The organism is Geothrix alkalitolerans (assembly GCF_022808885.1).
GTDB classification, from domain to species: Bacteria; Acidobacteriota; Holophagae; order Holophagales; family Holophagaceae; genus Geothrix; species Geothrix alkalitolerans.
In genome coordinates, this window is the sequence record NZ_JAKZLE010000007.1 from 1 (window position 1) to 25,321 (window position 25,321).

Annotated in this window: 20 protein-coding genes; 4 read left to right on the forward strand and 16 right to left on the reverse strand. The window is 64.0% G+C overall.

Annotation, left to right across the window (positions count from 1 at the left end; all coding sequences use genetic code 11):
• Positions 1-125: 125 nt before the first annotated feature.
• The 5 genes from MLJ35_RS16030 to MLJ35_RS13185 are packed head-to-tail and all read right to left on the reverse strand — an operon-like array spanning position 126 to position 5,625.
• Positions 126-806, reverse strand: a complete 681-nt coding sequence (locus MLJ35_RS16030; protein ID WP_275976555.1) for an HAD family hydrolase — start codon at positions 804-806, stop codon at positions 126-128.
• Positions 807-819: 13 nt separating this feature from the next.
• Positions 820-1,320, reverse strand: coding sequence for a hypothetical protein (locus MLJ35_RS13170; RefSeq protein ID WP_243384730.1), 501 nt, complete (start codon positions 1,318-1,320; stop codon positions 820-822).
• 1 nt (position 1,321) lies between these two features.
• A complete protein-coding gene (gene queD / locus MLJ35_RS13175) occupies positions 1,322-1,669 on the reverse strand; it encodes a 6-carboxytetrahydropterin synthase QueD (RefSeq protein WP_243384731.1) in 348 nt (115 codons plus the stop codon).
• Positions 1,670-1,727: 58 nt separating this feature from the next.
• Positions 1,728-4,496, reverse strand: a complete 2,769-nt coding sequence (locus tag MLJ35_RS13180; protein WP_243384732.1) for an SLBB domain-containing protein — start codon at positions 4,494-4,496, stop codon at positions 1,728-1,730.
• A gap of 52 nt (positions 4,497-4,548) precedes the next feature.
• Complete coding sequence (locus tag MLJ35_RS13185) at positions 4,549-5,625, reverse strand: glycosyltransferase family 4 protein (protein ID WP_243384733.1); 1,077 nt, start codon at positions 5,623-5,625, stop codon at positions 4,549-4,551.
• A gap of 549 nt (positions 5,626-6,174) precedes the next feature.
• On the opposite strand from MLJ35_RS13185, the gene pnp reads away from it, so the two are divergent.
• From pnp to MLJ35_RS13200, 3 genes are read left to right on the forward strand one after another with little or no spacing between them, the layout of a single operon-like run.
• Positions 6,175-8,349, forward strand: a complete 2,175-nt coding sequence (pnp, locus tag MLJ35_RS13190; RefSeq protein ID WP_243384734.1) for a polyribonucleotide nucleotidyltransferase — start codon at positions 6,175-6,177, stop codon at positions 8,347-8,349.
• A 14-nt stretch (positions 8,350-8,363) separates the two neighbouring features.
• Positions 8,364-9,521 carry a non-hydrolyzing UDP-N-acetylglucosamine 2-epimerase gene (wecB, locus tag MLJ35_RS13195; protein WP_243384735.1) on the forward strand — a complete coding sequence of 386 codons (1,158 nt, stop codon included), beginning with the start codon at positions 8,364-8,366 and terminating at the stop codon, positions 9,519-9,521.
• Positions 9,522-9,529: 8 nt separating this feature from the next.
• Entirely contained in the window at positions 9,530-10,705 is a 1,176-nt protein-coding gene (locus tag MLJ35_RS13200) for a DUF1972 domain-containing protein (protein WP_243384736.1), read from the forward strand.
• A 22-nt stretch (positions 10,706-10,727) separates the two neighbouring features.
• Here the strand turns inward: MLJ35_RS13200 and MLJ35_RS13205 are convergent, their stop codons facing one another.
• The 10 genes from MLJ35_RS13205 to MLJ35_RS13250 all read right to left on the reverse strand — a co-directional run bounded on the left by MLJ35_RS13205 (position 10,728) and on the right by MLJ35_RS13250 (position 22,235).
• The gene (locus MLJ35_RS13205; RefSeq protein ID WP_243384737.1) at positions 10,728-11,735 is read right to left on the reverse strand and encodes an acyltransferase; all 1,008 of its coding nucleotides are present in this window, start codon (positions 11,733-11,735) and stop codon (positions 10,728-10,730) included.
• A gap of 109 nt (positions 11,736-11,844) precedes the next feature.
• Positions 11,845-12,978, reverse strand: a complete 1,134-nt coding sequence (locus MLJ35_RS13210) for a glycosyltransferase family 4 protein (RefSeq protein ID WP_243384738.1) — start codon at positions 12,976-12,978, stop codon at positions 11,845-11,847.
• Entirely contained in the window at positions 12,972-14,174 is a 1,203-nt protein-coding gene (locus MLJ35_RS13215; protein ID WP_243384739.1) for a glycosyltransferase, read from the reverse strand. Before MLJ35_RS13215 ends, MLJ35_RS13210 begins: the two co-directional genes overlap by 7 nt.
• Positions 14,175-15,602 carry an O-antigen ligase family protein gene (locus tag MLJ35_RS13220; RefSeq protein WP_243384740.1) on the reverse strand — a complete coding sequence of 476 codons (1,428 nt, stop codon included), beginning with the start codon at positions 15,600-15,602 and terminating at the stop codon, positions 14,175-14,177.
• Between the two features lie 128 nt (positions 15,603-15,730).
• Entirely contained in the window at positions 15,731-16,786 is a 1,056-nt protein-coding gene (locus MLJ35_RS13225) for a glycoside hydrolase family 99-like domain-containing protein (protein WP_243384741.1), read from the reverse strand.
• Between the two features lie 13 nt (positions 16,787-16,799).
• The gene (locus MLJ35_RS13230) at positions 16,800-17,762 is read right to left on the reverse strand and encodes a glycosyltransferase (protein WP_243384742.1); all 963 of its coding nucleotides are present in this window, start codon (positions 17,760-17,762) and stop codon (positions 16,800-16,802) included.
• On the reverse strand, positions 17,759-18,835 hold the full coding sequence (locus MLJ35_RS13235) for a glycosyltransferase family 4 protein (RefSeq protein WP_338028461.1): 1,077 nt from the start codon (positions 18,833-18,835) through the stop codon (positions 17,759-17,761). The genes MLJ35_RS13230 and MLJ35_RS13235 overlap by 4 nt, the downstream gene beginning before the upstream one ends.
• A complete protein-coding gene (locus MLJ35_RS13240; protein ID WP_243384744.1) occupies positions 18,832-20,010 on the reverse strand; it encodes a polysaccharide pyruvyl transferase family protein in 1,179 nt (392 codons plus the stop codon). The genes MLJ35_RS13235 and MLJ35_RS13240 overlap by 4 nt, the downstream gene beginning before the upstream one ends.
• A gap of 4 nt (positions 20,011-20,014) precedes the next feature.
• On the reverse strand, positions 20,015-21,298 hold the full coding sequence (locus tag MLJ35_RS13245) for a flippase (RefSeq protein ID WP_243384745.1): 1,284 nt from the start codon (positions 21,296-21,298) through the stop codon (positions 20,015-20,017).
• Between the two features lie 40 nt (positions 21,299-21,338).
• The gene (locus tag MLJ35_RS13250; protein WP_243286949.1) at positions 21,339-22,235 is read right to left on the reverse strand and encodes a GNVR domain-containing protein; all 897 of its coding nucleotides are present in this window, start codon (positions 22,233-22,235) and stop codon (positions 21,339-21,341) included.
• Positions 22,236-22,574: 339 nt separating this feature from the next.
• Here MLJ35_RS13250 and MLJ35_RS13255 point away from each other — a divergent pair, with 339 nt between their 5' ends.
• Positions 22,575-24,257, forward strand: a complete 1,683-nt coding sequence (locus tag MLJ35_RS13255) for an FAD-dependent oxidoreductase (protein WP_243384746.1) — start codon at positions 22,575-22,577, stop codon at positions 24,255-24,257.
• Positions 24,258-24,288: 31 nt separating this feature from the next.
• Here the strand turns inward: MLJ35_RS13255 and rfbB are convergent, their stop codons facing one another.
• Positions 24,289-25,278: a dTDP-glucose 4,6-dehydratase gene (rfbB, locus tag MLJ35_RS13260; protein ID WP_243384747.1), complete on the reverse strand. Its 990-nt coding sequence runs from the start codon at positions 25,276-25,278 to the stop codon at positions 24,289-24,291.
• Between the last annotated feature and the right edge of the window lie 43 nt (positions 25,279-25,321).

Here is a 25,321-nt window from a genome sequence, read left to right on the forward strand (position 1 = left end):
GCCTTTTGAGAGCGCGGCCCTGCCACCCCCCATGAGCCCATGCTGCGCTGGGGCATGGAATCGCTTTTCATCACTGAAATCGGCGAAATCGGTGGCGAAAAACGTTTTTTGCTTCGAGCTGAAGGCTACCCCAGGCATGTCGGGCAGCGCATCCCCAGCTGGAGGTTCTCGATGAGCTCGGGCACGCGGTCCAGGCTGCGCACTTCGTAGAGGGGGGCGTCGGGATCGTGGTGGGGCCGGGGCTTGGTCTCGCGGTTCACCCAGATGGCCGTCCAGCCCGCGGCCAGAGCTCCCTCCACATCGTCGGTCCAGCTGTCGCCCACCATGGCGAGGTTGCCCGGGAACAGCCCCAGTCGCCGCTGCACGGCCTCGTAGGCCGCGGGCTCGGGCTTGAGGGCGCCCAGGTCCGCGCTGCGGTGCTGCAGGCGGATGCGCTCGGAGATGCCCAGGCGGTCCAGCAGCTCCAGGCCGAAGCTCTGGGTGTTCGAGAGCAGCGCCACCCGCGCCAGGTCCCGCACCGCGGCCACCACTTCCGGCGCGCCAGGAAAGCACTCCGCCTGGTCCCCCGCCTCGCGGAAGGCCTGGGCCATGGCCTCCATCTGCCCGGGCTCCAGTCCCGCGGGCTCCCGCCAGGCCTCCAGGAAGGCCTCCACGGACGCGTAGGGCCGGATCATGCCATCCCGCATGAGGGCGGCGTGCAGGTGCTCCTGCTCGGGCCGCAGCAGGCCCTTCAGCCGCTGGAACGGGCTGCCCGCCGGGCTGAAGACCAGCGTGTTCCAAAGGTCGAAGACGACGGCGCGGATCATGCGGCTCCGGAGGTCAGCGTCCGGTGCTCTTCGACGTGCGGAAGGGCACGCCGAACTCGATGCCCATGACCTCGAAGCGGGCCTCGCCGGCCAGGCTCCAGGTGGCGGACTCGCGGCGGACGGCGGCGGCCGTGATCGGTCCCCACGCGTTCTTGAGGTCTGCGTAGGTCATCACCACCTCGGCGTGCAGGGTGCTGCGGCCCTTCGGGGCCAGGTCCATGCCCTCGGGGAAGCCGATGGCGCCCAGAGCATGGTCCCCGCCCTGGGCCGCCAGCCGCAGGTTCCCACTCACGCGCCGGGTGCGGAGGCGCATGTCCGACGCGTTGTCCACGCCCACATCCAGCCGCAGCCGCAGCCGCGACTGCTCCAGGGGAAAGGCCAGCTCCACCTGGGGTTCCACGCGGTCCAGCGAGAAGCGGAGCTGACGGGCGGCCTCCTGGTAGCGCAGGGCCGGATTGATGGCGTCGCAGCCGGCGAGGAGCACGAGGGCCGAGAGGGCGAGGGCGCGCTTCATGTCAGGCTCCGCGGTAGATCACGCAGTTGTCGGTGGTCTCGTACACCTCGACCTGGCAGAGCTGCGGCAGGGCGGGCTTGAGCTGCTCCCAGATCCACACGGAGATGTTCTCGGCCGTGGACAGGGGGATCAGGTCGTTGAGGAAGCGGTGGTCCAGCTTCCCGATGACCTTCTCAGTCACCACCTTCGAGAGGTCGTCGAAGTCGATGATCATGCCCGTCTCCGGGTTCACCTGGCCTTCGAGCGACACGAACAGCTTGTAGCTGTGGCCGTGCAGGTTCCGGCACTTGCCGGGGTGGTTGTAGATGAAATGGGCCGCTTCGAACCAGTACTCTTTGCGCAGGATCATGGCACTCACGAAGAAAAGGCCCCGCGGTCGCGGGGCCCTTCATTCTAGCAGCGGCCGCCTACTTGATCGCGTTCAGGATCAGGGCCAGCGGCGTCAGGGCCTGCAGGTTCTCCTGCCAGCTGGTGTCGCGGCGGAACCGCTGGGGCACCAGGACCGTGTCGCCGGGTTCCACCGGTTTCCCCTCCACCCAGCTGTCGATAATGCGGCCATCGGCCTTGAGCAGGCGGATGTTCGAGGTGTCGGCATTGCGCGTGGGGCCGCCGGCCAGCTTCAGCAGGTCGGACACCTTGGCCCCTTTCGTGACCTTGTACGTCGCGAACGGGCTGGCGGTCTCGCCCACGACGTAGGCCGCCTCCGTGGCCCGGGGGATGATGATCTCGTCCCCGTCCTCCAGTTCCACATCCGCCTGCGCATTCCCCTTCAGGGCCCCCCGGAAGTCCACCACCATGCGGTTGAGGTTTCCGGCCAGGAGACCATGGAGGAGGGGGTTCTTCAGCAGCTGTCCCGTGACGGGCTGGCGCTTGGTCTCATTGAGGCGTTCGAGGATCTCGTTGATGCCCTTGGCGGTGGGATCCTTCGCCATCAGCCCGGATTCCTCCGCGGCACGCTGGAGGGAGGCGTCCTGGGTGTTCAGGCGCCGGAGGAACACCGCCGCATTCGGCATGGCCTCCGGAGTCAGGCCCCCGGCCCGCCGAATCACCTCGGACAGTTTGGCGTGCTCTGAATCCAGGGTGTACGAGCCGGGGCGGGCCACCTGTCCCGTGACCCGGACCGCGCGGTGCACCCTGAAGTCGGGCTTCTCGAAGAGGCTCAGGGCGTCATCGGGCCGGATCAGGGGATTGACCGCGTCGTCCAGCAGCGCCACGGGGCTGCCGGCCTCCGTGGACAGCAGCTTGGCCAGGTCGAGGCGGACCACGTCGCTGGCCTCCCCCACCCGGCTGTGCGCCAGCTCGGCCACCAGACGATCGGCGGACTTGGAGGGAACCCCAGCCCGGAAGATCAGGTCCGAGGCGCGCATGCCCTCATGGAACCGGTAGGTGCCCGGCCGGGCCACAGGGCCCGTGACCGTCACCAGGCGCGGGAGGCGCAGATCTTCCAGGCGGAACAGCTCGACCCGGTCGCGGTCCTCGAGCAGGAGGTTGTGGGCGGCGTCGCCTGCCAGGGCCTTGTCGATGTCGAAGGTCTGGAACCGGGTCGTCCCATCCAAGGCGGTGTGGACGATCTCACCCCGCGCCCGGTAGGTGTCCGGCAGCACCTGGGTTTCCCGGCGCAGCAGGTCGCCCACCCTCAGACCCTCGGTCCTGGCATAGGTTCCAGGCACCCGCACCCATCCGGCCAGCTCCACCACCGGGCCCGTCCGCTCCCGGCGAATCGGTGCGGAGAGCACATCCCCCCGGCCCAGACCCACCCGGGCGCCCTCACCCGAGGGCACCTCCTGGCCCCGGACGATTCCCGAGGCATCCCGGTGCCGGAGCGTGAGCGTCCCCTCCCCGGCCTCCGCGGCGAATCCTCCCGCGAACCGGAGCGCATCGGCGGCGGTCTCGCCTGGCTTCATCTCGAACTGCATCACGGGGGGCCGGCCTGACTGCTCCCAGCGGCGCAGCCAGCCTGGACGGCTCCAGTCCTCCTCGGTCGAGGCGTAGGGGAGGTTTGTGTCCGGATCCATCTGAAGCCGGTGGTCCGTGGGCGGCGCCTCCTTGAATCGCACCCACTGGCGCTTCAGGAAGGACAGCCGATCCTCCAGGTCCGCCCGCTCCGTGAGGCTGAGGGGCGGGGGGGGCGGCTGGGAGGCCTGGGCTTGGGGCTGGGCGGAGGCCTCGGCTCCCGGCGCCCCCTCCCCATTGGCGGCGTCCGGGCGCGGAGCCAGCCGGGCTTCGATGGCATTGATCTCCCGCTGGATCCGGTCCCGCCTGTCCTTCAGGGGATCCAGATCCAGGCTCTCCACGCCGGGCTGCGGCTTGTCTCCGGCCCGCTCCTCGCTGGCCACCACCCGCTGGAAGGCCCCTTCCAGCAACACCTGGTTCTGGGCCAGGGGCACGAAGATGGTGTCCCCGCTCTGCAGGGCCACATTGGCGTTGCCCAGGCCCTCGGCCCGGAGCGGGTACAGATCCAGGTCGAACACCTTCCTCCCGCCTCGCATGACGCGGATGTCCCGGTAGCTGCCCACGGCCGTGGGCCCTCCGGCCATGCTCAGCACGTTCACCAGGGAGCTCAGGCTCGACACCAGGTAGCTGCCGGGCTTGTAGACCTCGCCCAGCACGAAGACCCGCACCTCGCGAAGCTGGACCACCTGCAGGTCCACCGTGGATCGCGAGAAGTTGCGACCCACCACCCCCTGCACCACCTGCTTGGCGCGACCCAGCGTGAGACCGCCCACCTTGGCCGTGCCCACCTTGGGGATGACGATCTCGCCACGCCCATCCACCTGCACGGGCAGATCGAAGGTGGCGCTGCCGAACACATTGAGGCTCAGCTGGTCACCGGTGCCCAGGACGTAGTCCTCGGCGATGCCGCCCTCGGTGGCCGCCGTGCCCCGCTGGCGCTGATCAAACAAGTCGGAGGCGAAGCGGCGGGGGCCCTTCTCCCGGGCCTTCATGGCCTTGATGTCCCGATCCAGCTTCTCCTCCGCCGTCAGGTCCTGGCCCTGCGCCGCCGGAGGGGGGATGGTGACGCCCTTGGTTGGAACCGCATCCGGCTGGCCCCCCGGAACCTGCACGCCAGCCGAAGCCGCAGCCTGCTTCAGCGCCTGGAGATCCAAGCCGGGAGGGAGCTGGGCGAAAACAGCCGTGCCGGCCCAGACCAGGCCCAGAATCATCCTCGTACGCATAAAAACCTCGTAAACAGGTCCAGTGGAAGCGCTTCCCTACGCTAGCACGCCCTCAGCTCGCCTGCTGGTGGGTGCCGGAAGCCTCATTCAGGAACGCATGCCTGGGTTCCTTCCGCGGCACGAAGGCGGAGCTCGGGTTGAGGATGGCCCGATCGATGAACACCCGGACGGCGAGGATGACCAGCACCCCGAATCCCAGGAAGGAAATGGTTCTGGCGTGCGCCCAGGGAAGGTCGCGAGTCATGGGCAGGGCCGCCAGGCCGACCAGCACGGGCGTCACCAGCCAGGCCCGCCCGCCGAAGCGCTCCAGCAGCCAGTGATGGAGGTGGCTCCGGTCCGCCTGCCCAAGGGGACGCCCGCAGTACTTGCGAATGGCCACCACCGTCGTCACATCCAGGATGGGGTAGGCCATCAGCCACAGGCCCAGCCCACGGTGCACCGGAAGGGCCTGCTCCATGACCAGGATGGCGAAAAGGCTTCCCAGGGCCAGGGACCCGGCATCGCCCATGAAGTGCCGGGCCTTCGGGTAGTTCAGCGCCAGCAGGGCCACCAGGGCCCCGAGCAGGGGCGCCGCGCCAGAGCCGATGTGCGAGGCCGGCCCCAGCCCCAGGGCCGCCAGCAGCGCGCAGGAAAAGCCCAGGGACAGCCCGTTCAACCCGTCGATGAGGTTGAAGGCGTTCGGCACCCCCCAGTACCAGAGCGTCAGCAGAGGGAAAAAGACCAGCGGATGATCCGGGATGTCGAGCCCGAAAAGGGTCACGTTCATCCCGCTCACCAGGAGTTCCTGGGTGTGGACGAAGGCCAGGGGGACCGCCACCAGCAGTCCCGCCATGGCCTTCCAGCGCGCCCGGAGATTGAAGCGATCATCCAGGATGCCGACGGCGCCCATGCCCGCGATCACCGCCCACTCCAGGTGGGTCAGGCCCAGGTGCAGCACCCCCAGCGCCTTCGCCACCAGCAGCACGAGCAGCAGGGCCACCCCCCCTACCCTGGGCACGGGCTGCCCGTGGGACTTCCGCAGGGAGGGCAGGTCCATCCACCCCCTCGGGCCCAGCACTCGGGCCAGCGCCGGCACCAGAAGACCGGTGCCCAGAGCCGCAATCGCCGTGATGCCGAGGGAGGAAAGCATGATGAACCTGGGGAGTGGGTGGAGACAGCCAAGCGGAGAGATCCGGATCCACAACCCTGCCTGAGAGCCGCCTGGTTCTGCGGCACCTCTGCCGTGGTGCATCCAAGGACGAGCCCATCAAGTATAGCAACAGGCCCAGTCCCTGATCCAAAAGGCAGATCCGGCAGACATCTGCGGTATCCAGCCTTTCGAGCCCCTGATCGGCAAAAATCGATCATCCGCGCAAACAACTACTACCGGGCCAGTAAACCACACTGACAGGAGGTAGAGACCCATCCGACCCCCGAACGGTTGATTTTCGCCTCCGAACGGTCATTCCCCCCTACAGCGCCCTGATGGGGTCTCGAGCTTTCCCCGGGGGCCGCAGGTGGTATGCTGGACCTGCCGATTTTCCACCTGCTCCCCTTCGGCGGCGACCTCTGCAGGAAGCCCACCTCCCCAGGCCAACCAAGGCCCCCGGCGGACGGGTTTCATGGAGCGATCGCAGGAGCCCCGGCCGGTGCCCGGGCTCAGGGGGAGCCCCCAAGGGCCGCACGGCCCGGAGACCGCATGAACGCACTCAAGTTCAATCCCACGACCGTCTCGGTCGACCTGGGCGGCACGCCCATCAGCCTCGAGACCGGCCGCGTCGCCAAGCAGGCCCACGGCGCCGTCATCGTCCGCCAGGGCGACACCATGGTCCTCGTGGCCGTGTGCTACGGCACCCCCCGCGAAGGCATCGACTTCTTCCCGCTGACCGTGGACTACCGCGAGCCCGTGCTGGCGGCCGGCAAGATCCCCGGCGGCTGGTTCAAGCGCGAGGGCCGCCCCACCACCAAGGAGACGCTGACCAGCCGCCTCATCGACCGCCCCCTGCGGCCCCTGTTCGAAGAGGGCTACAACGGCGACACCATGATCACCGCCCAGGTGCTCAGCTACGACGGCCAGCACGCCCCTGAGACGCTCGCCATGGTGGGCGCCTCCGCGGCCCTCATCATCAGCGAGATCCCCTTCGTGAATCCCGTGGGCGGTGTCCGCGTGGGCCGCGTGAACGGCCAGCTCATCGTGAACCCCACGGTGGATCAGCGCGCCGACAGCGACATCGACCTCCTGGTGGCCGGCACGGCCGACGCCCTGGTGATGGTGGAGTGCGGCGCCAAGGAAGTGCTGGAAGCGGACATGGTGAAGGCCCTGGCCTTCGGCCACGACCAGATCAAGACCCTCGTGAAGCTGCAGAAGGACCTGCAGGCCAAGGTGGGCAAGCCCAAGGTCGCCGCCGCCAAGGCCGCGCGCAACGAGGAGCTGTACGGCCAGGTGGCCGCCGCCTACGCCGAGAAGCTCTTCACGGCGCTGACCATGAAGGTGAAGATCGAGAGCTACAAGGCCATCGACGTCCTGAAGAAGGAGGCCGTGGCCCAGTTCACGGCGGACAAGCCCGAGCTGAAGAAGGACGTGGTCGCCTGCTTCGACGAGCTGAAGGAGACCCTCTTCCGCAACGCCATCCTCAAGCAGGGCGTGCGCCTGGACGGCCGCAAGTTCGACCAGATCCGACCCCTCAACATCGAGGTCGGCGTCCTCCCCGCGGCCCACGGCAGCTGCCTCTTCACCCGCGGCGAGACCCAGGCGCTGGTCACCGCCACGCTGGGCACCATCAACAACATCCAGATCATCGACGGCCTGGAGGAGGAGTACAAGAAGAAGTTCTACCTCCACTACAACTTCCCCGGTTACAGCGTGGGCGAGTGCAAGCCCAACCGCGGGCCCGGCCGCCGCGAGATCGGCCACGGCATGCTGGCCGAGCGCAGCCTCTTCGCCGTGCTGCCTCCCGCCGAGGAGAATCCCTACACCGTGCGCGTGGTGAGTGACATCACCGAGAGCAACGGCTCGTCCTCCATGGCCACCATCTGCGGCGGCACCCTGGCCCTGATGGATGCCGGCATCAAGCTCAAGGCCCCCGTGGCCGGCGTGGCCATGGGCCTCGTCAGCGACGGCGACAAGTTCGTGGTGCTCTCCGACATCGCCGGCCAGGAAGACCACTACGGCGACATGGACTTCAAGGTCGCCGGCACCGAGAAGGGCATCACCGCCCTCCAGATGGACATCAAGATCGGCGGCATCACCACCGAGATCCTCACCAAGGCCCTCGACCAAGCCAAGGCCGGCCGCCTGCACCTGCTGGAGGCCATGGGCAAAGTGCTCGCCGCCCCCCGCAGCGACTACGCCAGCAACGCCCCCCAGATGCACAGCATCCAGCTCCCCAAGGAGAAGATCCGCGACGTCATCGGCAAGGGCGGCGCCACCATCCGCAACATCATCGAGGTGAGCGGCTGCGAGGTGAACATCGACGACGACGGCCTCTGCCAGGTTGCCGGCCCCACCCAGGAGAAGCTGCAGATCGCCCTCAAGATGATCGGCGAGCTCATCCAGACCGCCGAGGTCGGCAAGACCTATCTCGGCAAGGTGGCCAAGGTCGTCGAGTTCGGCGCCTTCGTCACCATCCTCCCCGGCCTGGACGGCCTGCTGCACGTCAGCGAGATCGCCCACCACCGCGTGAAGGATCCCGCCGACGAGCTGAGCGAAGGCCAGGAAGTCATGGTCAAGTGCATCGGTATCGACGAGAAGAACGGCAAGATCAAGCTCAGCCGCAAGGCCCTCATCCCCAAGCCCGAGGGCATGGAAGAAGAGCCCGCCAGCGAAGGCGGCGACGAGCCCCGCCGGGAGCGGCGGCCGAGGCCCCGGCGCTAGTCGGGGCGATGGTGATGAATCCGCACGTTCTTTGCGCCTTCGGCACCCGCCCGGAAGTGATCAAGATGGCACCCGTCGTGAAAGCCCTGCGCGAGCAGGGCTTTCGGGTGTCCGTCCTGGCCACGGCCCAGCACCGGGGCCTGCTGGATCAGATGATGGCAACGTTCGGTCTTCATGCGGACTGGGACCTGGACGCCATGCAACCCAACCAGACCCTGGCCTCGCTGACGGGGAGGCTCGTGCCCGCCCTCGACGCGATCCTCCGGGAGGCCCAGCCAGACCTGGTCCTGGCCCAGGGGGACACCACCACGGTCTTCTGTACGGCCCTGGCGTCCTTCTACGCCGGCATTCCCTTCGGCCACGTGGAGGCAGGCCTCCGGAGCGGCGATCTCGCCGCGCCCTTCCCCGAGGAGGGCATGCGCCGCCTCTCCGCCGTCCTCACCCGCTGGCATTTCGCCCCCACCGAGACCTCCAGGTCGGCCCTGCTGCGCGAGGGGGTGCCGGACGCCCAGGTGCATGTCGTCGGCAACACCGTCATCGATGCCCTGCTCGAGGTCGCCTCCCGCGCCGACCTTCTGGATCCCCTTCCCCGGCCTTTGGGCCCCGGGGAGCGGCTCGTCCTGGTCACACTGCACCGGCGCGAGAACTTCGGCGAGCCCCTCCGGAGGATCCTGGAGGGCCTCAAAGCGTTCGCGGGCGCACATCCGGAAGCCCGGTTCCTGTACCCCGTCCATCCGAACCCCAACGTGACCGGCCCGGCCCGGGAGATCCTCGGGGGCGTTCCCAACGTCCACTTGGTGGATCCCCTCGACTACCCCGCCCTCGTCTCGGCCCTCAAGCAGGCCTTCCTGGTGCTCACCGACAGTGGCGGCCTCCAGGAGGAGGCCCCGGCGCTGGGCAAACCCGTCCTCGTCTTCCGGGAGGTCACCGAACGTCCGGAGGCCGTGGAAGCCGGGGGTGTGCTGCTCGTCGGAAGCGATACGGAGCGGTTCCGGCAGTTGGCGGAGCGCATCTGGAAGGATGAAGTTTTCTACTCGTCCATGGGAACGCCAAGGTTCCCCTACGGCGACGGGAAGGCGGCCAACCAAATCGCCAGCATCCTCAAGATGGCGCTCAGTGGAAGAGTGTCCATGACCACGTCCGGGTACCTGCCGACTGTCCCCCAAGCATAGAGGACCCCATGAAAACACAGCCGGAGCCTTCACTTCGGGCCCAACAGGCGCCCCATGGGTCTCACGGTGAGTCGAAGCCCATCCGTATCGGTATCCTCGGCACCCAAGGTATCCCAGCCCGATATGGCGGCTTCGAAACCTTCGCTGAAGAACTGGCCACCCGCTGGGCTGAGGATGAAACGTTCGAAATCACAGTGGTATGCCCCGGTCCTCGGCGACCGGATCAACCAGAATCTCTTGGCCGGGTCCGCCTCGACTATGTGCCTGAGCCCAAGGTCGGGCCCTTCACCAACGTGGCTTTCGACCTTCGCTGCCTATGGGATCACCGCCGTAGTTTCGACATCCTGTACATGCTTGGTTATGGAGCTGCCTTCGGCTGTGCATTGCCACGCCTGTGGGGTACCAAGGTGTGGATCAACATGGATGGCCTGGAATGGAAACGCAGCAAGTGGCCGTTACCCATCCGGGGTTACCTGAAGGTCATGGAGCGGATCTCCACCTGGTCCGCCAGTCGGCTCATCGCCGACGCTGAAGCCATCCGGCAGTACTACCTCGACACCTACGGCGAGGGACTCGACTGCACGTTCATCCCCTACGGCGCCCATCCAATCGATTCGGATGCCCACCCCGCCGATCTGCTTCCGGAGGGCCTGGAGTCCGGGGGTTATCACCTGGTCGTCGCCCGCCTGGAGCCCGAGAATCAGGTTGTGGAGATCGTCGAGGGATACCTGCGATCCGACGCCCCCCACCCTCTCGTCGTGGTCGGTGGCATTCAGAACCCCAATGCCTACGTGCAACGACTGCTCGCCCTCGGCTCGGATCGGGTGCGCTTCCTGGGGGGGGTCTACGACAAGCCCCGCCTCGCGGCCCTCCGCTGCCATGCCCGTTCCTACTTCCACGGCCACACGGTCGGGGGCACCAATCCCTCCCTCCTGGAGGCCATCTCGGCGGGCCAGCCCATCATCGCCCACGACAACCCGTTCAACCGGGAGGTTGCTGGAACCCTTGCTACCTTCTTCGATGACTCGAAGTCGATCCAGAGAATCCTTGATGACGAAACCTATCTACCGGGGTCAATGGCCTCCTTCCGAAGAGCGTGCCAAGCTCACTTGGAGGCCCATTACACCTGGGCCGGAGTTGCTGAAGCCTACAAAACACTAGCCAAATATGATTCGAAATCTTAAACGCTAATGTTATGTAATTAATTCAACATACAAGACGCTTCAATATAGAGTTCTTAGCCATCAAAGCAGTCGTGGCCGCCGATAGAGCAAAAGCGATAATGGCCGCGAATGGAATCCCAATAGCAGGGTGTCCCAAAAAACCATCTATCCCCATTTTAGATAAACCCCACAACCAGAGTGGATGGATCAGATATATACCCAGTGAAACTGGTGCAATGTGGTTGGTGACACCAGTGATGATCCGAGAAGATCTCGTGCTTCCAAGGATCAATATAAACACGCAAAGTGACATCAATATTACAAATGGGTTTTGATATGAATACATTATCTCCCATGATCTTGAACCCAGCCTTGGTAACAAAATTCCAGTCCCCGTGGAAATCGCGAATCCGCAAGCAATAATAATAATAATTAATAAATATGAATTGTATTTCATGCGGTTATTATAAATATTGTACCCAGCCAAAAAATAACCAGTAAATGGAATAAAAGAAGGTAGAAACGTAAAATAATTTGCCATTCGGACTGACTCGATGGCAGAAACAGCAAGGATCCCAAACGTAAGCTTATTAAGAATGCGTTGCTCTATGTTTGAAACAAAAATACAAATAAATGGAGCTGCGGCGTATAATCCGAGCAACATATAAACATACCAAAGATGATAATAGGGCATCCCCTTGATAATGCTCATAATTGCATATTTAAAACCGAATGCAGAATTGGTGAATATTTGAAAAATCAGGTAAATTGCGGTCCAGATCACCAACGGTGGGAGTATCCTGGTCATTCTTTTTTTGTAAAAATTATTCACAGTTGTGCGGTTCGATTTTGAAAGCAGCAAGGCTCCGCTGATCATAACAAAAACAGGGACGCACCAACGGCTATAGGCATCTGCAGTATTGGCCACCCACCAAGCATTGCTATGTACGTTCGGATGCCGAGTCACGACGTTTGCGGATACATGCAACCAGACCACCGCAAATGCGGAGATCACTCTCATTAAATCAATGTTTGTATTTTTTTCTACCATGAATCAGCCGATCAATAAAATTGTCTAAATTAACGAAAATTAGCATGTTCATCTGAATTCATCTATTTCAACAAATGGAACGGTCATTATAGATCATCCACGCGAGGTTTCATCCCATCTCAGGGTGAGCCAACAGGTAACCCTCAAATGTAGCCTTTGCCGCGGCTTCCCATGTGCAGCGCTCCCGCAAAGAAGCCATGGCCGAATGATCGGGCGTACGCTCATAGGCCCGGATGACCCCTTGGCGGATGGATTCGATCGAGGCGGGGTCACAGTACTCGGCCATGTCTCCGAAATACTCGTAGGTGTCTCCCTTCCGGGTGATCAGCACCTGGCATCCGCTGGCGGCCGCCTCCAGGGACGACAGGCCCGGGGTCTCCATCCACGACACCAGGGCATGGACCCTGGCGACCCTGTACAGGCAGGGCAGTCGCTGGGGGTCCACCGGGCCGGCGATCACGCAATTGCCCGTCCTGGCTGCGGTCTGCTGAAGCCGTTGGTAGTACTCGCCGCTGTTGGCTCCCGGCTTTCCCACCAGCACCAGCTTCCAGGGCAGCCCTTCCATGGCTTCGGCGAGCTCCACCTGGCATTTCCGGGGTTCGATTCGAGCCGCGCAGAGAACGATCTGATTCCCATAGGCTGCCTCGACTTCCGCGCACGCCGGACAGTGGTGGTCCTGGGTGAACAGCTCGGGGTCCACCGCGTTCGGCACGACCACGACTTTCTTGGCAGCCGCCTCCGGGAAATGGGCCTTGACCCGTTCGGCCTCCCCCTGGGAGTTCGGAAGCAGCACCGAGCTGGCGGCGATGATGTCCTCTTGGGCCTGGTGGACCCCCCGCAGGAGAAATCGGGAAAGACCCGGGTGACACTCCCCGTTCACCACCCAGCGGCCCAGGATCTTGATCAACTCGAAGCGGTCGGGAGACACATGCCTGGCCATCCAGCCGGTCATCCCGCGACGCACGGCACGGTCAAGCTCTGTATACGGCCCGAAGATGGTGGAGATGACGACGGGCTTGCCCGCCTCCTTGGCGCGTCTTGCGGCGATCCAGGTCTCCTGGGGCCGCATCAGGTTGAATAGGTGGACAACATCGAAATCCCTGGGATTCGCCTCGCCCTTGATGTCGAGGTCCACGTGCACACCCAGCTTCTCCAAGGCTTCCGCCGTCTTCTGGATCTGGACCGTGTCTCCGCCGAAGGCGGTGAACAGTGACCGGCGAGACTGGAACAGCACCTTCAGCATGAGGGTCTCCGACCTGATCCACCCATCCGGGTCTCCGCCTTGGCGCGAGCCTGCTCGAGCAGGTCCTCCAGCACATCGACCTTGCCCACCCAGCTATTGGCGCCCGCCAGGCGGCGACGGCCCTCGGCAAGTCCCGGCGGTTCCCCGAGAGCCCGGGCCGCCCCGGCCACCAGTTCCTCCTGGGACCCATAGAGGTACAGGTGGTCAGCGAAGCGCTCCGTCTCCCGGGTCCTGGCACTCAGCACGGGCTTGCCCAGGCAGAGGTACTCATACAGCTTCAGCGGATTGATGGTGTCGCCCAGCGGGCCCATCCGGAACGGGTTGAGGCACACGTCGAAGGCCCGCATGTAGGCGGGGACCTGCTCGTAGGGACGCGAGCCGAGCACATGGACATTGGGGCAGCGACGGGGCAGATCCACCGGGAACGAACCGTCCGTCGGCCCCACCAGCACCACCGAAGCGGACGGGTACGCCCTGGCCAGCGCTTCGAGGGCCTCGAAGTCGATCCAGTAGAAGAGGGCCCCGACGAACCCGAAGATGGGCCCGGGCAGCCCTTCCAACTCGGGTGGCCGGGTGAGCCCGGCCCTGGGGTCCAGGAACCGGCGGGTGTCCACGCCATTGGGAAGGAGGTGGACCTGGCTACCCCAAGCGGCCAGCTTGTCCTTGAGGACCTGGGCAGTCGCCAGCACCAGATCCGCCTGCCCGACCAGCCGCTTCTCGGAGGTCTCCATCAAGCGGAGCACCCGCTTGTTCCGCGAATAGATCCTGCAGTCGTCGATGCAATCGTAGACGAGGAGGGAGTGGGGCACGGTCTCTGGCGTGACAATATTCCCCCACCAATAGGGCAGGTTCAGGTAGAGCACGGCGTCGTCGGAGATGGAGAATTCCCGGCGGACGTTCTGATACCACCCGGAGAAGATCCGGCGATCGAGGGCCCGGAGCGGGCTGCCCCGGAAAGCCCACAGGCTCAGCTTAGGACGCAGCACCGTCAATCCGGCCTGGCCTGGATCCGGAGGTCGCAGGCTGCGCCCCTTCATTCCCCAGGCCAAGGCCTTGGGAATGGACAGCATGGGCTCGACATAGAACACCCGGTGTCCCCTGGCCGCACATTCCAGCGCGATGGACTGCTCCCGCTGGCTGAATGGGGTCCACTCCTCACCCACGAAGAACAGGAAATCTATGGATGAATCGGCCATCTAGCTTGTCCGTACAGGGGAAGTCATGGGAGGACGGGAGTGCATGTAGGCAAACCCCAGTGCGATGAAAATCAGCGAAGGGTAGCCCCAAAGGCCAGAGAACATGCCGTCCAGCAGCAGCGAGGCCCCGAACACCAAGCAGCCAGCCCAGAAAATCCGATTGGATCCATCCGAGTTCCCAAGACGGCCTGCGAAAGTCTTGAAGAACCCCCTGAACCAATATATGAAGCCGACTAGGCCGACGATTCCGCTCTCACTCAACAAGTAGAGAAATACGTTATGAGCCCCACCATCAAACTGAAGCCAGTTCCAGCCATAACGTGGATAGATCAAGGGGGAAAGACCAATCCCCATGCCGGTGATCACGTGATCCTGAAAAATGAGCCAGGCGATAAACATTCGCTGTAGGCGGACTAAGGTTGAACCGGCATCTTGCATGTCCTCTACGGACGTTGCAGAAAAGGTCGCCTGCATCCGTTCAAACATGCCTTGCCCATAACTTGTCTTAGTTAGAATAAAAATAGACAAAGCGCCTATAATGACCAACAGTATAGATGTCTTTAATAGACGCTTGATGCTATTACCTGGCCGCTCCAACACCTTAAATGCTACCACCTGAAATAAAATTATTAACAATCCAGATCGTTGTTGAGTGAGTAATACTCCTACAATCAACATGGCCACGCACAATCGGAACAAAGTTCGATCGAAATCACTGTTTGTTTCTGATTGAATCAACATAAATGGAATTAATAACAAATAAAATTCAGAAGCCGCATACGGTGATGCGAAAAAACTTGGCACGCGGATAATTTGGAATCTCTTGATCTCTTCCATCATGGCTTGGTTTCGGAGTTCTTCTCCGAAACCAAGGGATTGAGTAAAGAACTGGTAAAGGCCGAAGATGAATACGATGAAGATCAAGTTCATCATGGTCCGCTCGAAGATTCTACGCCCTCGCGGATCTGCAAAAATTTCCAGGCCGAATATGAACATAGCGCCCGTTAAAAAGAAATTTTTTATGAAAAATGCAAAACTTTTGTATGGGCTTTGTGAGAATGGAACAGTGAGAAAGAGAATACCAAGAAACACGAGAAATGGCTTGGCATGGATGGGAATCTTGATCGGCCGGCCATGGAATACATGACGGGTCGCCAGAGCTAGGCAGAGCAGCAACATGTAGACGGAGCGAGGCGTTTCCAAGAGCGGCAGGCTGCTTATGGGAATATCCGCAAAATTAGTCAGAACCGTTACCGGTAGCAGTAACGAAATGCCCCAAGCGGGTCCATCGTTCCGGAGTAGGACGAGCGCGAACACGCCCATCGCCAGCCCGACTCCTGCCAAGAAGCCCACGTCCGGGCCTCCCACCACGAGCATCGAGGCGCCGAACAGGGCCGCGCCGAGGATGAATCCAATGCGTTTGATCAAGCAATCCCTGGGTGATGAGAAATACTAGCCCCCGGTCGCAACCGGGGGCTAGATGGTTATAGATGACCCATGAATCGAGGGTCGACAAGACAGCATCAGCAAAGACGAGATTAGCATCCAGTTTGGACCTATTTTTTTCGAAAAACGTTTTGGACAACCTCTAAATAGGCCTTCCCAGCCTGCCGGGTGGGTTCGATGTAGCTACCCTCTCCGAACTCATTCCAGGCGCAGATCACAACTGTTCTCTGAGTCTTTTGGGGGTACTTGTCCAGGTAGACTTTCGCCGACTGTAGGTGTTGGGTGAAGGTAAGGGGGGTGCTCACGCAATTGTCATGCGGTGTGTTGCTACCCCAGGGGCGCTTGTTCCAGCCAGCGATGACAGGTACCCAGTAGGGAAGCGTCCCCTGCTTGATAATCCAATCCCAGTTCTCACGGTAGCCCTCAGCCAAGGCCAGAAACGTGGAGGGGAGGGGTTTGTCGTAATCCACCTCTCCACTAGCGCCCCTGCCGTAGTTGTAGGCTGTCAGCCCGTCGTAACCATCACCCATGATCAGACCATTCACATACTCCTTCTGAGCCGCAGTACACCCCAAGAAGTAGATCCCCGGGTAACCGGCTTGACGCGCTTTCGCACGGGCCCTTGCCAGCAGGGCGTTAGAGGTGGTGCCGATCTTACGAGCCGTCTTGTAGAGCTCCGCAGGCGAATAGATCACCATTACCGGCTTGCCATCCTGCCGTAGGTAACTGGGCTGAGAGAATAAACTCTTGATCCAGTAGTCCACCATGGCGTCGAAGTTCGCTAGGTTGCTCGGAACTATATCTGTGTGATTGCACCAGATCAAACCGAACTTCACCTGGGTCCGGTTCTTGGCCTGCAGGTATGCGTCCACAGCATGATTGAGGTAGGTCTGGCCGCTGGGCGACCAGTACCAGTCGTAGAGCACGAAATCGATCCCGTACTGATGCATCCAGCCGAGCTGGGTTTCAGCGGTGGCCACATCGCCTTCGGGATAGAAACCCAGCAGCGGTTCCCGCTCCTTGTATGGCTTGATCTTGGCCCAGGGGTCCTCCTTGGCCGTGGCCTTCCACCCCGGGTAGTAGTAGACCCCGATGCGGTAGTCCGAAGGCACCTGCGCCATGGCCAGGCAGCACGCCCCAAGCACGAAGGCCAGCAGTCGTCGCATCATGACTCCCTCCCTACTCGGTCTCGTGGGCCTGGCGGGTGCGGCTCCGATGCCGCAGGCCTGCCAGGTATCCTAGCGCCTGGGGCCCCCAAAGGGCCGGGAACAACACCAATGAGGGCACCCTATCCCGGAGGGCCCAGCCCGCCCTTCCCAACTGCATGAACCGGGCCCCGAGGACCACCGCCAGGAGAGGCGCCCCGATCCAGGGCCGCACCACCAGCCCCGCCAGCATCGAGACGACCAGGAGCACCTTCACCCCGTTCCGGACCGCCACCGGGAGATTCTGGCCGGCCTCGCCGTCGCCGAAGCCGTAGAGGTACTGCTGGCGCAGGAGGCTCCTCCAGGTTCCCCGGGGGCGCCACCGCACGATCGCGCCCCGGGCGAACGAGAACCGGTGCCCGGCCGCCAGGATCGCCAGGTCGAAGGCCGTATCCTCACCGGCCAGGCGCAGGGCTTCAGGGTAGCCCCCCACCTGGGCCCACACCTCCCGCCGGAAGGCCAGGGAGCGCGAGGATGGGAGGAAGGCGGCAGGATCCAAGCGATCCAGGCGAGGGAAGGTGGCCATGGCCACGCGCCGCTCGAAGGGGGTGCGCACATCCGGTTCGTACCATCCGGCCACGGCCGCGGCGCCTTCGGCCTCGCCCTCGCCCTCGCCTTCGAAGGGACGGACCAGCTCCTGGAGCCAGGCGACATCCAGGCGGCAGCCGGCGTCGGTCACGGCGATCAGGTCGAAGGCGGCCTGGCGGATCGCCAGGTTCCGGCCCTTGGCGATGTTGCAGCCCGGTTCCGACAGCACGCGCACCGGGAAAGGGGCGCGGGCCGCGAAGTCGCGGAGCAGATCGAGGGTGGCGTCGGTGCTGCCGCCATCCACCACCACCCACTCGTCCGGCACCTGCCGCTGGCCTTCGAGCGAAGCCAGGAACTCGGGCAGCCCTTTCGCTTCGTTGAGCATGGTGCTCACCAGAGACACCTTCATCCGCGCCCCCAGAGGTCCTCGTACAGATCCGCCACCCGGTCCCAGGTCTGGGTGAGGGCCCAGGCCCCGGCCTCCTCCCCCATGACCCGCAGGTGCCCAGGGTCCGCCAGCAGGCCGGCCATCCGCGCGGCCAGGCTCTCGGCATCCCCGGCGACCACCATTCGGGATTCCGCTTCGGGGAACAGGCGGAGGTAGTCCTCCTTCAAGGGGTTGTCGTAGGTGGCGCAGACCACCTTCCCCTGGACCATGGCCTCGAGAATGGCCAGGTATCCCGACGTGAACACCAGCTTGGCGTGGGCCAATTCCCGTGCGGGCTCTCGGACCCAGCCCAGGAACTTTGCCTGGAGCCCCAGGACCTCGGCCCGGGCCTCCAGCTCCCCCCGGAGCGGCCCATCTCCGCAGAGGGTGAGGGGAATTCCGACGCCCTGCCGCTGGAGCAGCGCCGAAGCTTCGAGACACTGGCGGACGCCTGTGTCCTCCGCCAGGCGCCCCAGGAAGACCAGGCCGCTGGTTCCTTCGGATCCCTCGGCCGCCGCCGGCGACGGGGCCTCCACGCCACCGTAGGTGAGGTGGCGGCAGCGGGTGCCGTACCACACCGGAATGAACGCCCCAACGCAGATGTTCCCCCGGGTCCACCGCTCAACCCAGCGGCGGATCCGCACCACCCGCGGGTCCGGCGGGCAGGCTCCTTCCCAGCCGTGGAACGTCACGAAGGCGGGTTTCCCCGGGAAGAGCCACCGGACAGGCAGGAACCAGTAGAGGTAAGGGGGGTAGTCGTGGAAGTGCAGCAGGCCCGCCTCGCGGAAGGCCGCGCCGGCGCGGGCCCACCCCCGCCACCAGGCCGGGCGCAGGAACCTGGCCCGCCCATGCTCAAGCCGTGGAACGCGCCGGATCTCCAGCCGGCCTTCCGGGAGTTCCAGCACGTCCCTGACCGGCAGGTCGGGCTCGTGGGCCTCGGTCACGACGACGACTTCGTGGCCACGCCGCATCAGACGCCGGGAGACCTCCAGCACGTGGCGCTCCACCCCACCTGCATGGGGATGAAACCGCCAGCAGGCCATCACCACCTTCATCGCGGCCCCGCCAGTTCGACCGCACAACGGGCGGTCGCCAGCGCGGCCTCGCGCAGCGGAGCCAGCCGGGCCGCCATCCCCTGCCGGAGGTCGCCGCGCTCCCGCAGGACCGTCTCCACGGACTGCACGAGCCGGGTCGCGTCCAGGGAGGACTCGCGCCAGTTGCTCCCGTCGCCCAGTTCCTCGGCCAGGTGGCGCAAGCCGATGCGATCCAGGAAGGCCGCCACCTTGGGATGGTAGATGATCCCCACCGGGGGGACCCCCTGGAGGGCGCCAAGGATGCCGGCGTGCAGGCGCATGGCCACCAGTGCATCCAGGCGGCCCAGCTCACGGATGGCCCCGTCCACGTCCTCCGGGAGTGGCTGGTAGGACACCACTCCGGGCAGGAGGGCGTCGAGGTCCTGGAAGACCTTGCCGTCCACTTCTTCCTGCATGGGGAGGAAGCGCAGTTCGTAGCCCCTGTCCGCCAGCACACGGCAGGCCTCCGCCACCGCACGCAGGTAGGCCTGGTAGCGCTCGCCCTGCCCGGGCCAGAGGTGCTCCAGGTGGAACACCGGCGCGAGGGAAAGCCCGATGGCCGCGCGCTGTCCCACGGTCTGTTCTCCCGTCCCTTTCCAGAGCCCGAACACCGGATCGGCAGTGACCCGCACGCGGTCGCCCGGCACCCCGGCCCGCTCCAGCCAGACCTTCGAGCCCACGTCGCGGACGGTGATCGTGTCGACGGCCAGCCGGATCAGCGTGCGCGTGATCCAGCGGCCCCAGCGCCGGTTGAAGGGGCCCGCGCCGATGCCGTAGAGCTGCACCTTCTTCCCCAGCAGGCGGGCCAGCAGGGCCTGCCTCAGCCAGCACCAGGGCGCCTCGGGCTGCCAGTCGGACAGGAAACCGCCCCCGCCCAGGAGGAGGACATCGCAGTGCCACAGGGCCCGGAAGGTCCCCCCCACGCGGCCACGCAGCAGGCTGCCCGCCCACTCGCGCCAGCCGAAGGGCAATTGGTGGGCGGCCCCCAGGCTCAGGTAGCGCCGGGTATGATCGGGCCGGTAGGACAGAGCCTCGACCTCGCACCCCGGCGCTGCTTCCTGCAGGGCCAGCCGGATCGCATGGAGGATCACCTCATCGCCCAGGTTCCCGAAGCCGTACCAGCCGGAGACCAGGAACCTAGGCACACGCGAGCGCAATTCCTTATCCATGTGCCCACTCACGTCGATATTTCTTAAGTAAAATAAACATATATGGAATCGCAAAAAATCTAATTATAAGAGCTGAAATAGCAGCGCCTATACCACCAAATTTGGGTATCAAAGCCAAGTCGAGAACAACTACCATCAGAAGTTGAATCAGATTCAACCAGGACAAAACTTGTGGCTTATCCATCGTAAAAAACAATACGCTCACGGGGGCCATGATCAAGCTGATCATGAAGCTTAATAGCAGAATATTAAATATACTTATAGCAGCTATATATTGTTGACCCAATAAAATCTTAATAATCAAATTGGATAGGCCCGATAATACCAAGAATCCCACGATGGCTACGCCAGTGACCGATTTTACTTTTTGCATGTGGCGGTCCATCTCTTCTGCTGTCCGATAACCGGATACCTTCGGCGTGATCGCAGTCGTCAGAGCCCCTGTAACAACTGGGAATATGGAGGCTAGCTGCCAAGCGCTCGTATAGAGGCCCACCTCTCGCGCGCTCGAAAGTCGCTGCAACAGAAAGGTATCGATATTATTAAAAACAAGAACACAGACCGTAGAAAACGTGATCCATTTACTGAACCCAATGAGCACGTGTGCCAGTTCACTGTCCCAGGGGCCCGTGAAGATGTCCCGCCGCTCCTCCTTGCGGAGGGAGGCCAAGGCGCCCACGGCGCCGAGGAAGGGTACCAATGCGAAAATGCCGATGGCGGAGAGGGGCTGGAGCCACCCTCCCCAACCGGCTCCGATCACCAGGCCCACCTTAAGAACGTTGTTGGACACATTGGATCGGACATAGGGGCCGAACCGTTCCCCGGCCTGGAAGACGGCCTGGAAGAACCCGAACAGCGTGGCCCCCAGGGAGCCCACGAACGCGATGCGGAGCAGGGGCGCCAGCTCGGGCGCGTGGAGAAAGCGGCCCGCCATCACGCCGGACAGGGTCCAGCCCCCCGCCAACACCGCCGCCCCCACGCCGAGCTTGAGCAGGAAGGTGAGGCGCAGCAGGCGCGAGGCCTTGGCGGGGGCATCGCGATGGTAGAGGGCCATGTAGCGGACGAAACCCGTGGTGATGCCGATGTCCGAGAGCTGGCTGGCCAGCATCATCATGGCCACGGCCACGCCGAATCGCCCGTAGCTCTCGGGCCCCAGGCGGCGCATGAGCCATAGGTTGGCCACGAACCCGATGGCCTGCCCCGCCAGGTTCCCCCCGGTCACCAGGAGGGTGTTCCTGGCCGTGCGGCCGGCGATCAGGGCACGGCCGCGGTCCAAGGATCCGAGGATGAGCGAGCGCAAGCGCGTGGGCACCGCCTCAGGCGGCATCCAGGTTCCCCTTCCCCAGAGCTGTCTCGACAATCCAGCGCCGGTTGTCCCACCCGAAGGATCCGGCGGCACCGAGCAGGAAGATCAGGATCACGATCACCGAGCGCCTGGGCTTGCTTTTCTCCTCGGGAAGGTTGGCCGCGTCGATCACGGTGATCTGGGGCGTGTCGTTCTTCTGGTCCAGCAGGGCCTGCTCCATGCTGAGGGACAGGGTGGTCACCAGCTGCCGGCGGAGCTGCAGGTCTTGCTCCAGGCGCGTGCCCTTGAGGCGGACCCCGGGGTCCGTGCTCTGGGCGTACCCGCGGTTGTTGAGGGCGAAGGTGCGCAGCTGGTCCTCGGCATCCTGGTAGTTCATCCGTGCCTCCTTCAGCCGGTCGGCGGTGAACTCGGCCTTGAGGCGCCCCGTGGTCTGGGTGCGCTCCCGCAGGAACTCCTGGAGAAGCTCTGTGGCGCGCCTGGCCACGCCCTGCGAGAGCTCCGGCGAGCGGGTCTCGACGGTGATGGTCACCCGCTTGGTGCGGGGATCCCGCTGGTTCTGGAGGATGGCGTCCATCTTCATGACGGCCCGATCCATGTTCTTCGCCTGGAGCTGCTCGAACAGGGTCTTCGTGTTGCGTTCCGGGCGGCCGAAACGCCAGGCGCGCACATGGAAGGTGTAGGTCGTCTTCAGGACTTCCTCGTTCAACCAGCGGCTGTCGAGGATCTCCATGAACAGGTTCGAGGGGTCTTCCGTACCGCCGCCGCCTACGCCCAGGGCCGCGGCCGCGGCGGACAGGCCCGACAGGCTGCCCAGGTCCTTGCCCTCGGCGGCGACGATCCGCACCTCGGAGACGAAGGAGTCCTTCATGAAAAGGGTGCCCACGGCTCCGAAGAGGGCGATAACCAAGCCCCTCCCCGCATGTTTCAAGATCATCTTCGGACTGAAGTCCATCCTGCTCTCTCCGGAAAATGCCTTCAGCCTGGATCCCAATGCGCTCCCGGCCAAGCGCACCAGGCCTCAAGACTGGCGACCCCTGGGTCAATCATGCCGGGAATTGCGTCGTCGAGCGAGGTACTTCCCAGACCTGGGACCCGCACCCAAGTGAAGCCTTGAGAACTGCAAGCGTATCCGAAATCATTGGGACTGGCTCAGCCGCCGAAGAGAACCTTTCCGGCCGATGCGTGCCGAGGCGCGGGTCGATTGGTGTGGCCTCGCCAAGCCCCCTCCCCCCGTTCCCTGGATGCCATGACCCCCCCTGCACGCCATCCCCTCCTCATGCGTTGGGCCACGGGCCTTCTGGTCGCGCTTACCCTGGCCTGTCACCAGTCCACCCAGGCGCCTCCTCCTTCTGAAAACCTGTATGCCTCCGTGCCAGCTTCGGCCCCGGACCTGGTGGTCTACGGAGGCACACCCGCCGGCATATCTGCGGCCGTGACCGCACGCCGCATGGGGGCCTCGGTTCTTCTGATCGAGCCCCACCGCTGGGTGGGCGGAATGATGACCAACGGCCTGGGAAACACCGATGCTTCGGGGGTGTCCGTCATTGGAGGAGTGGCCCGCGAGTTCCTGCAGCGCATGCTCGCGTACTACCAATCTCCCGATGCCTGGCCCCTCCAGGCTCCGACGACCTTCCGGAGCGGGGCCTGGGGCGTGGATGGCACGATGCGCTACTTTGAGCCTCACGCCGCCCAGATGATCTTCGAGAAGATGCTGCTAGAGGCCGGTGTCGAGGTCGCCCTCCAGGAGCGGCTGGATGACACTGCTCCCGGCCCGGTGCTCATGGAATCTGGTGTCATCAAGTCCATCCGGCTCGTCTCGGGCCGCGTGGTGACTGGACGCGTCTTCATCGACTGCTCCTACGAAGGCGACCTCATGGCGGCGGCGGGCGTCCACCATGTTACAGGCCGGGAGAGCAACGCCACCTATGGTGAGACCCTCAACGGGCTCCAGCTGAACCCCTCAGCCCTGCATCAATTCCCGACGGGAATCGACCCTTACGTGATTCAAGCGGATGCCTCGAGCGGTCTGCTGCCCGGCCTCCGCCTGCTGGCGGATGCGACCAATGGCCAAGCCGATCCGGGCACGCAGGCCTATACCTACCGGCTCTGTCTCACCACCCTGGCCTCCAACCGCCGCCCCATCACCAAACCAGCGGATTACGACGAACGGAACTATGAACTGCTCTTCCGCCTCTACTCCGCCGCCCCGACCACGCCCCTGGCGTTCGGGCGGGACCCCATCCCCAACCTGAAGGTCGACTCGAATTCCGGTGTCGCGTTCTCCACAGACCATGTGGGCGCGAACCGCGCCTACCCCGAGGCCACGTGGACGGATCGGCAGCTCATCCTCGCCGCCCACCGGAGCTACCAAGAGGGGCTCTTGTGGACCCTGGCCAACCATCCGAGAATCCCCCTCTCGATCCGCACCCAGGCTGCCACCTGGGGACTTGCGGCTGATGAATTCCCCGAGACTGGCGGATGGCCGGACCAGCTGTATGTCCGCGAAGCCCGCAGGATGGTGGGGGAGGCGGTCATGACGGAGGCCCACGCATTCGGTCGCGTCCAGGTCTCTGACCCCATCGCCTGCATGGCCTATCCCATCGATTCGCACCATGTCCAGAGGGTCGTGACCCCCCAAGGCTGGGTCCAGAACGAGGGAGGAGTCCTGGCCCAGATCCCCGGGGGATTCTCCGTGGGATACGCAGCCCTCACCCCAAGCCGGAAGGAGTGCCGCAACCTCTTGGTCCCGGTCTGTCTCTCGGCCACCCACGTGGCCTTCGGCGCCATCCGGATGGAACCCCACTTCATGATGCTGGGGCAGAGCGCCGCGGCCGCCGCCGTTCTCGCCGCGCGTTCCGGAAGCTCGGTCCAGATCGTTTCCTACCCTGTCCTCAAGGTGGTCCTCCTCTCGCAGGGGCAGGTGCTCTGACGGAAGCGAGGAGAGGAGGGCCTGGAGCCGTTCAGGCTCTGGGCTTCGCCGATCCCAACCGCGATTCGATGGTGCCCCTGAGCCCATCATGGAAAGCCGTCTCCGGCCGCCATCCCAGCTCCGCCTTGATCTTCGTCGCATCAATGGCGTAGCGGCGATCGTGACCGGCGCGGTCCTGGACAAAGGTTTTCAGCTTCCGGCTGGTGCCCTCCGGGCGCCCCAGATGCGCATCCACCAGGTCGCAGAGCAGATCGATCAGGGCCAGGTTGGTCTGCTCATTATCGCCGCCCACACAGTAGGTCTCGCCGGCCAAACCTTTGTGCATGACGGTCTCCAGAGCGGCGCAGTGGTCTTCCACGAAGAGCCAGTCACGGATGTTCAACCCATCGCCGTAGATGGGGATCGGCTCGCCCTTGGCCATGCGGGTGATGGCGAGGGGGATGAGCTTCTCGGGGTGCTGGCGGGGGCCGTAGTTGTTGGAGCAGTTGGTCGTCACCACGTTCAGGCCGTAGGTGTGGTGGTAGGCCCGCACCAGATGGTCGCTGCCGGCCTTGCTGGCGCTGTAGGGGCTGTTGGGGGCGTAGGCCATGGCTTCATGGAACTTGCCGGTCTCACCCAGGGAGCCGTACACCTCGTCCGTGCTGATGTGCAGGAAGCGGCAGTTCTTCTGACCGGCCCAGGCCTGGCGGGCGGCCTCCAGCATGGCGAAGGTGCCGCCCAGGTTGGTCTGGATGAAGGCCGCCGGGCCCGTGATGCTGCGGTCGACATGGCTTTCCGCGGCCAGGTGGAAGACCTTCTGCACCCGGTTCTTCTCGATGAGGTGGCGGGCCAGCTCCAGGTTCTGGATGTCGCCCACCACCAGCTCCACCCGGTCCAGACCCTCGATCTGCTCGGGATCGGCCGCATAGGTGAGCTTGTCCAGCACGATAATGCGGTCGTCCGGATGGGTCCGGTGCCAGCGGTGCACCAGGTTGCTGCCGATGAAGCCGGCGCCGCCGGTGATGAGAATGGTTTCAGGCATGGAGGTTCACCACGGAGACACGGAGGACACAAAAGAAAAGAGG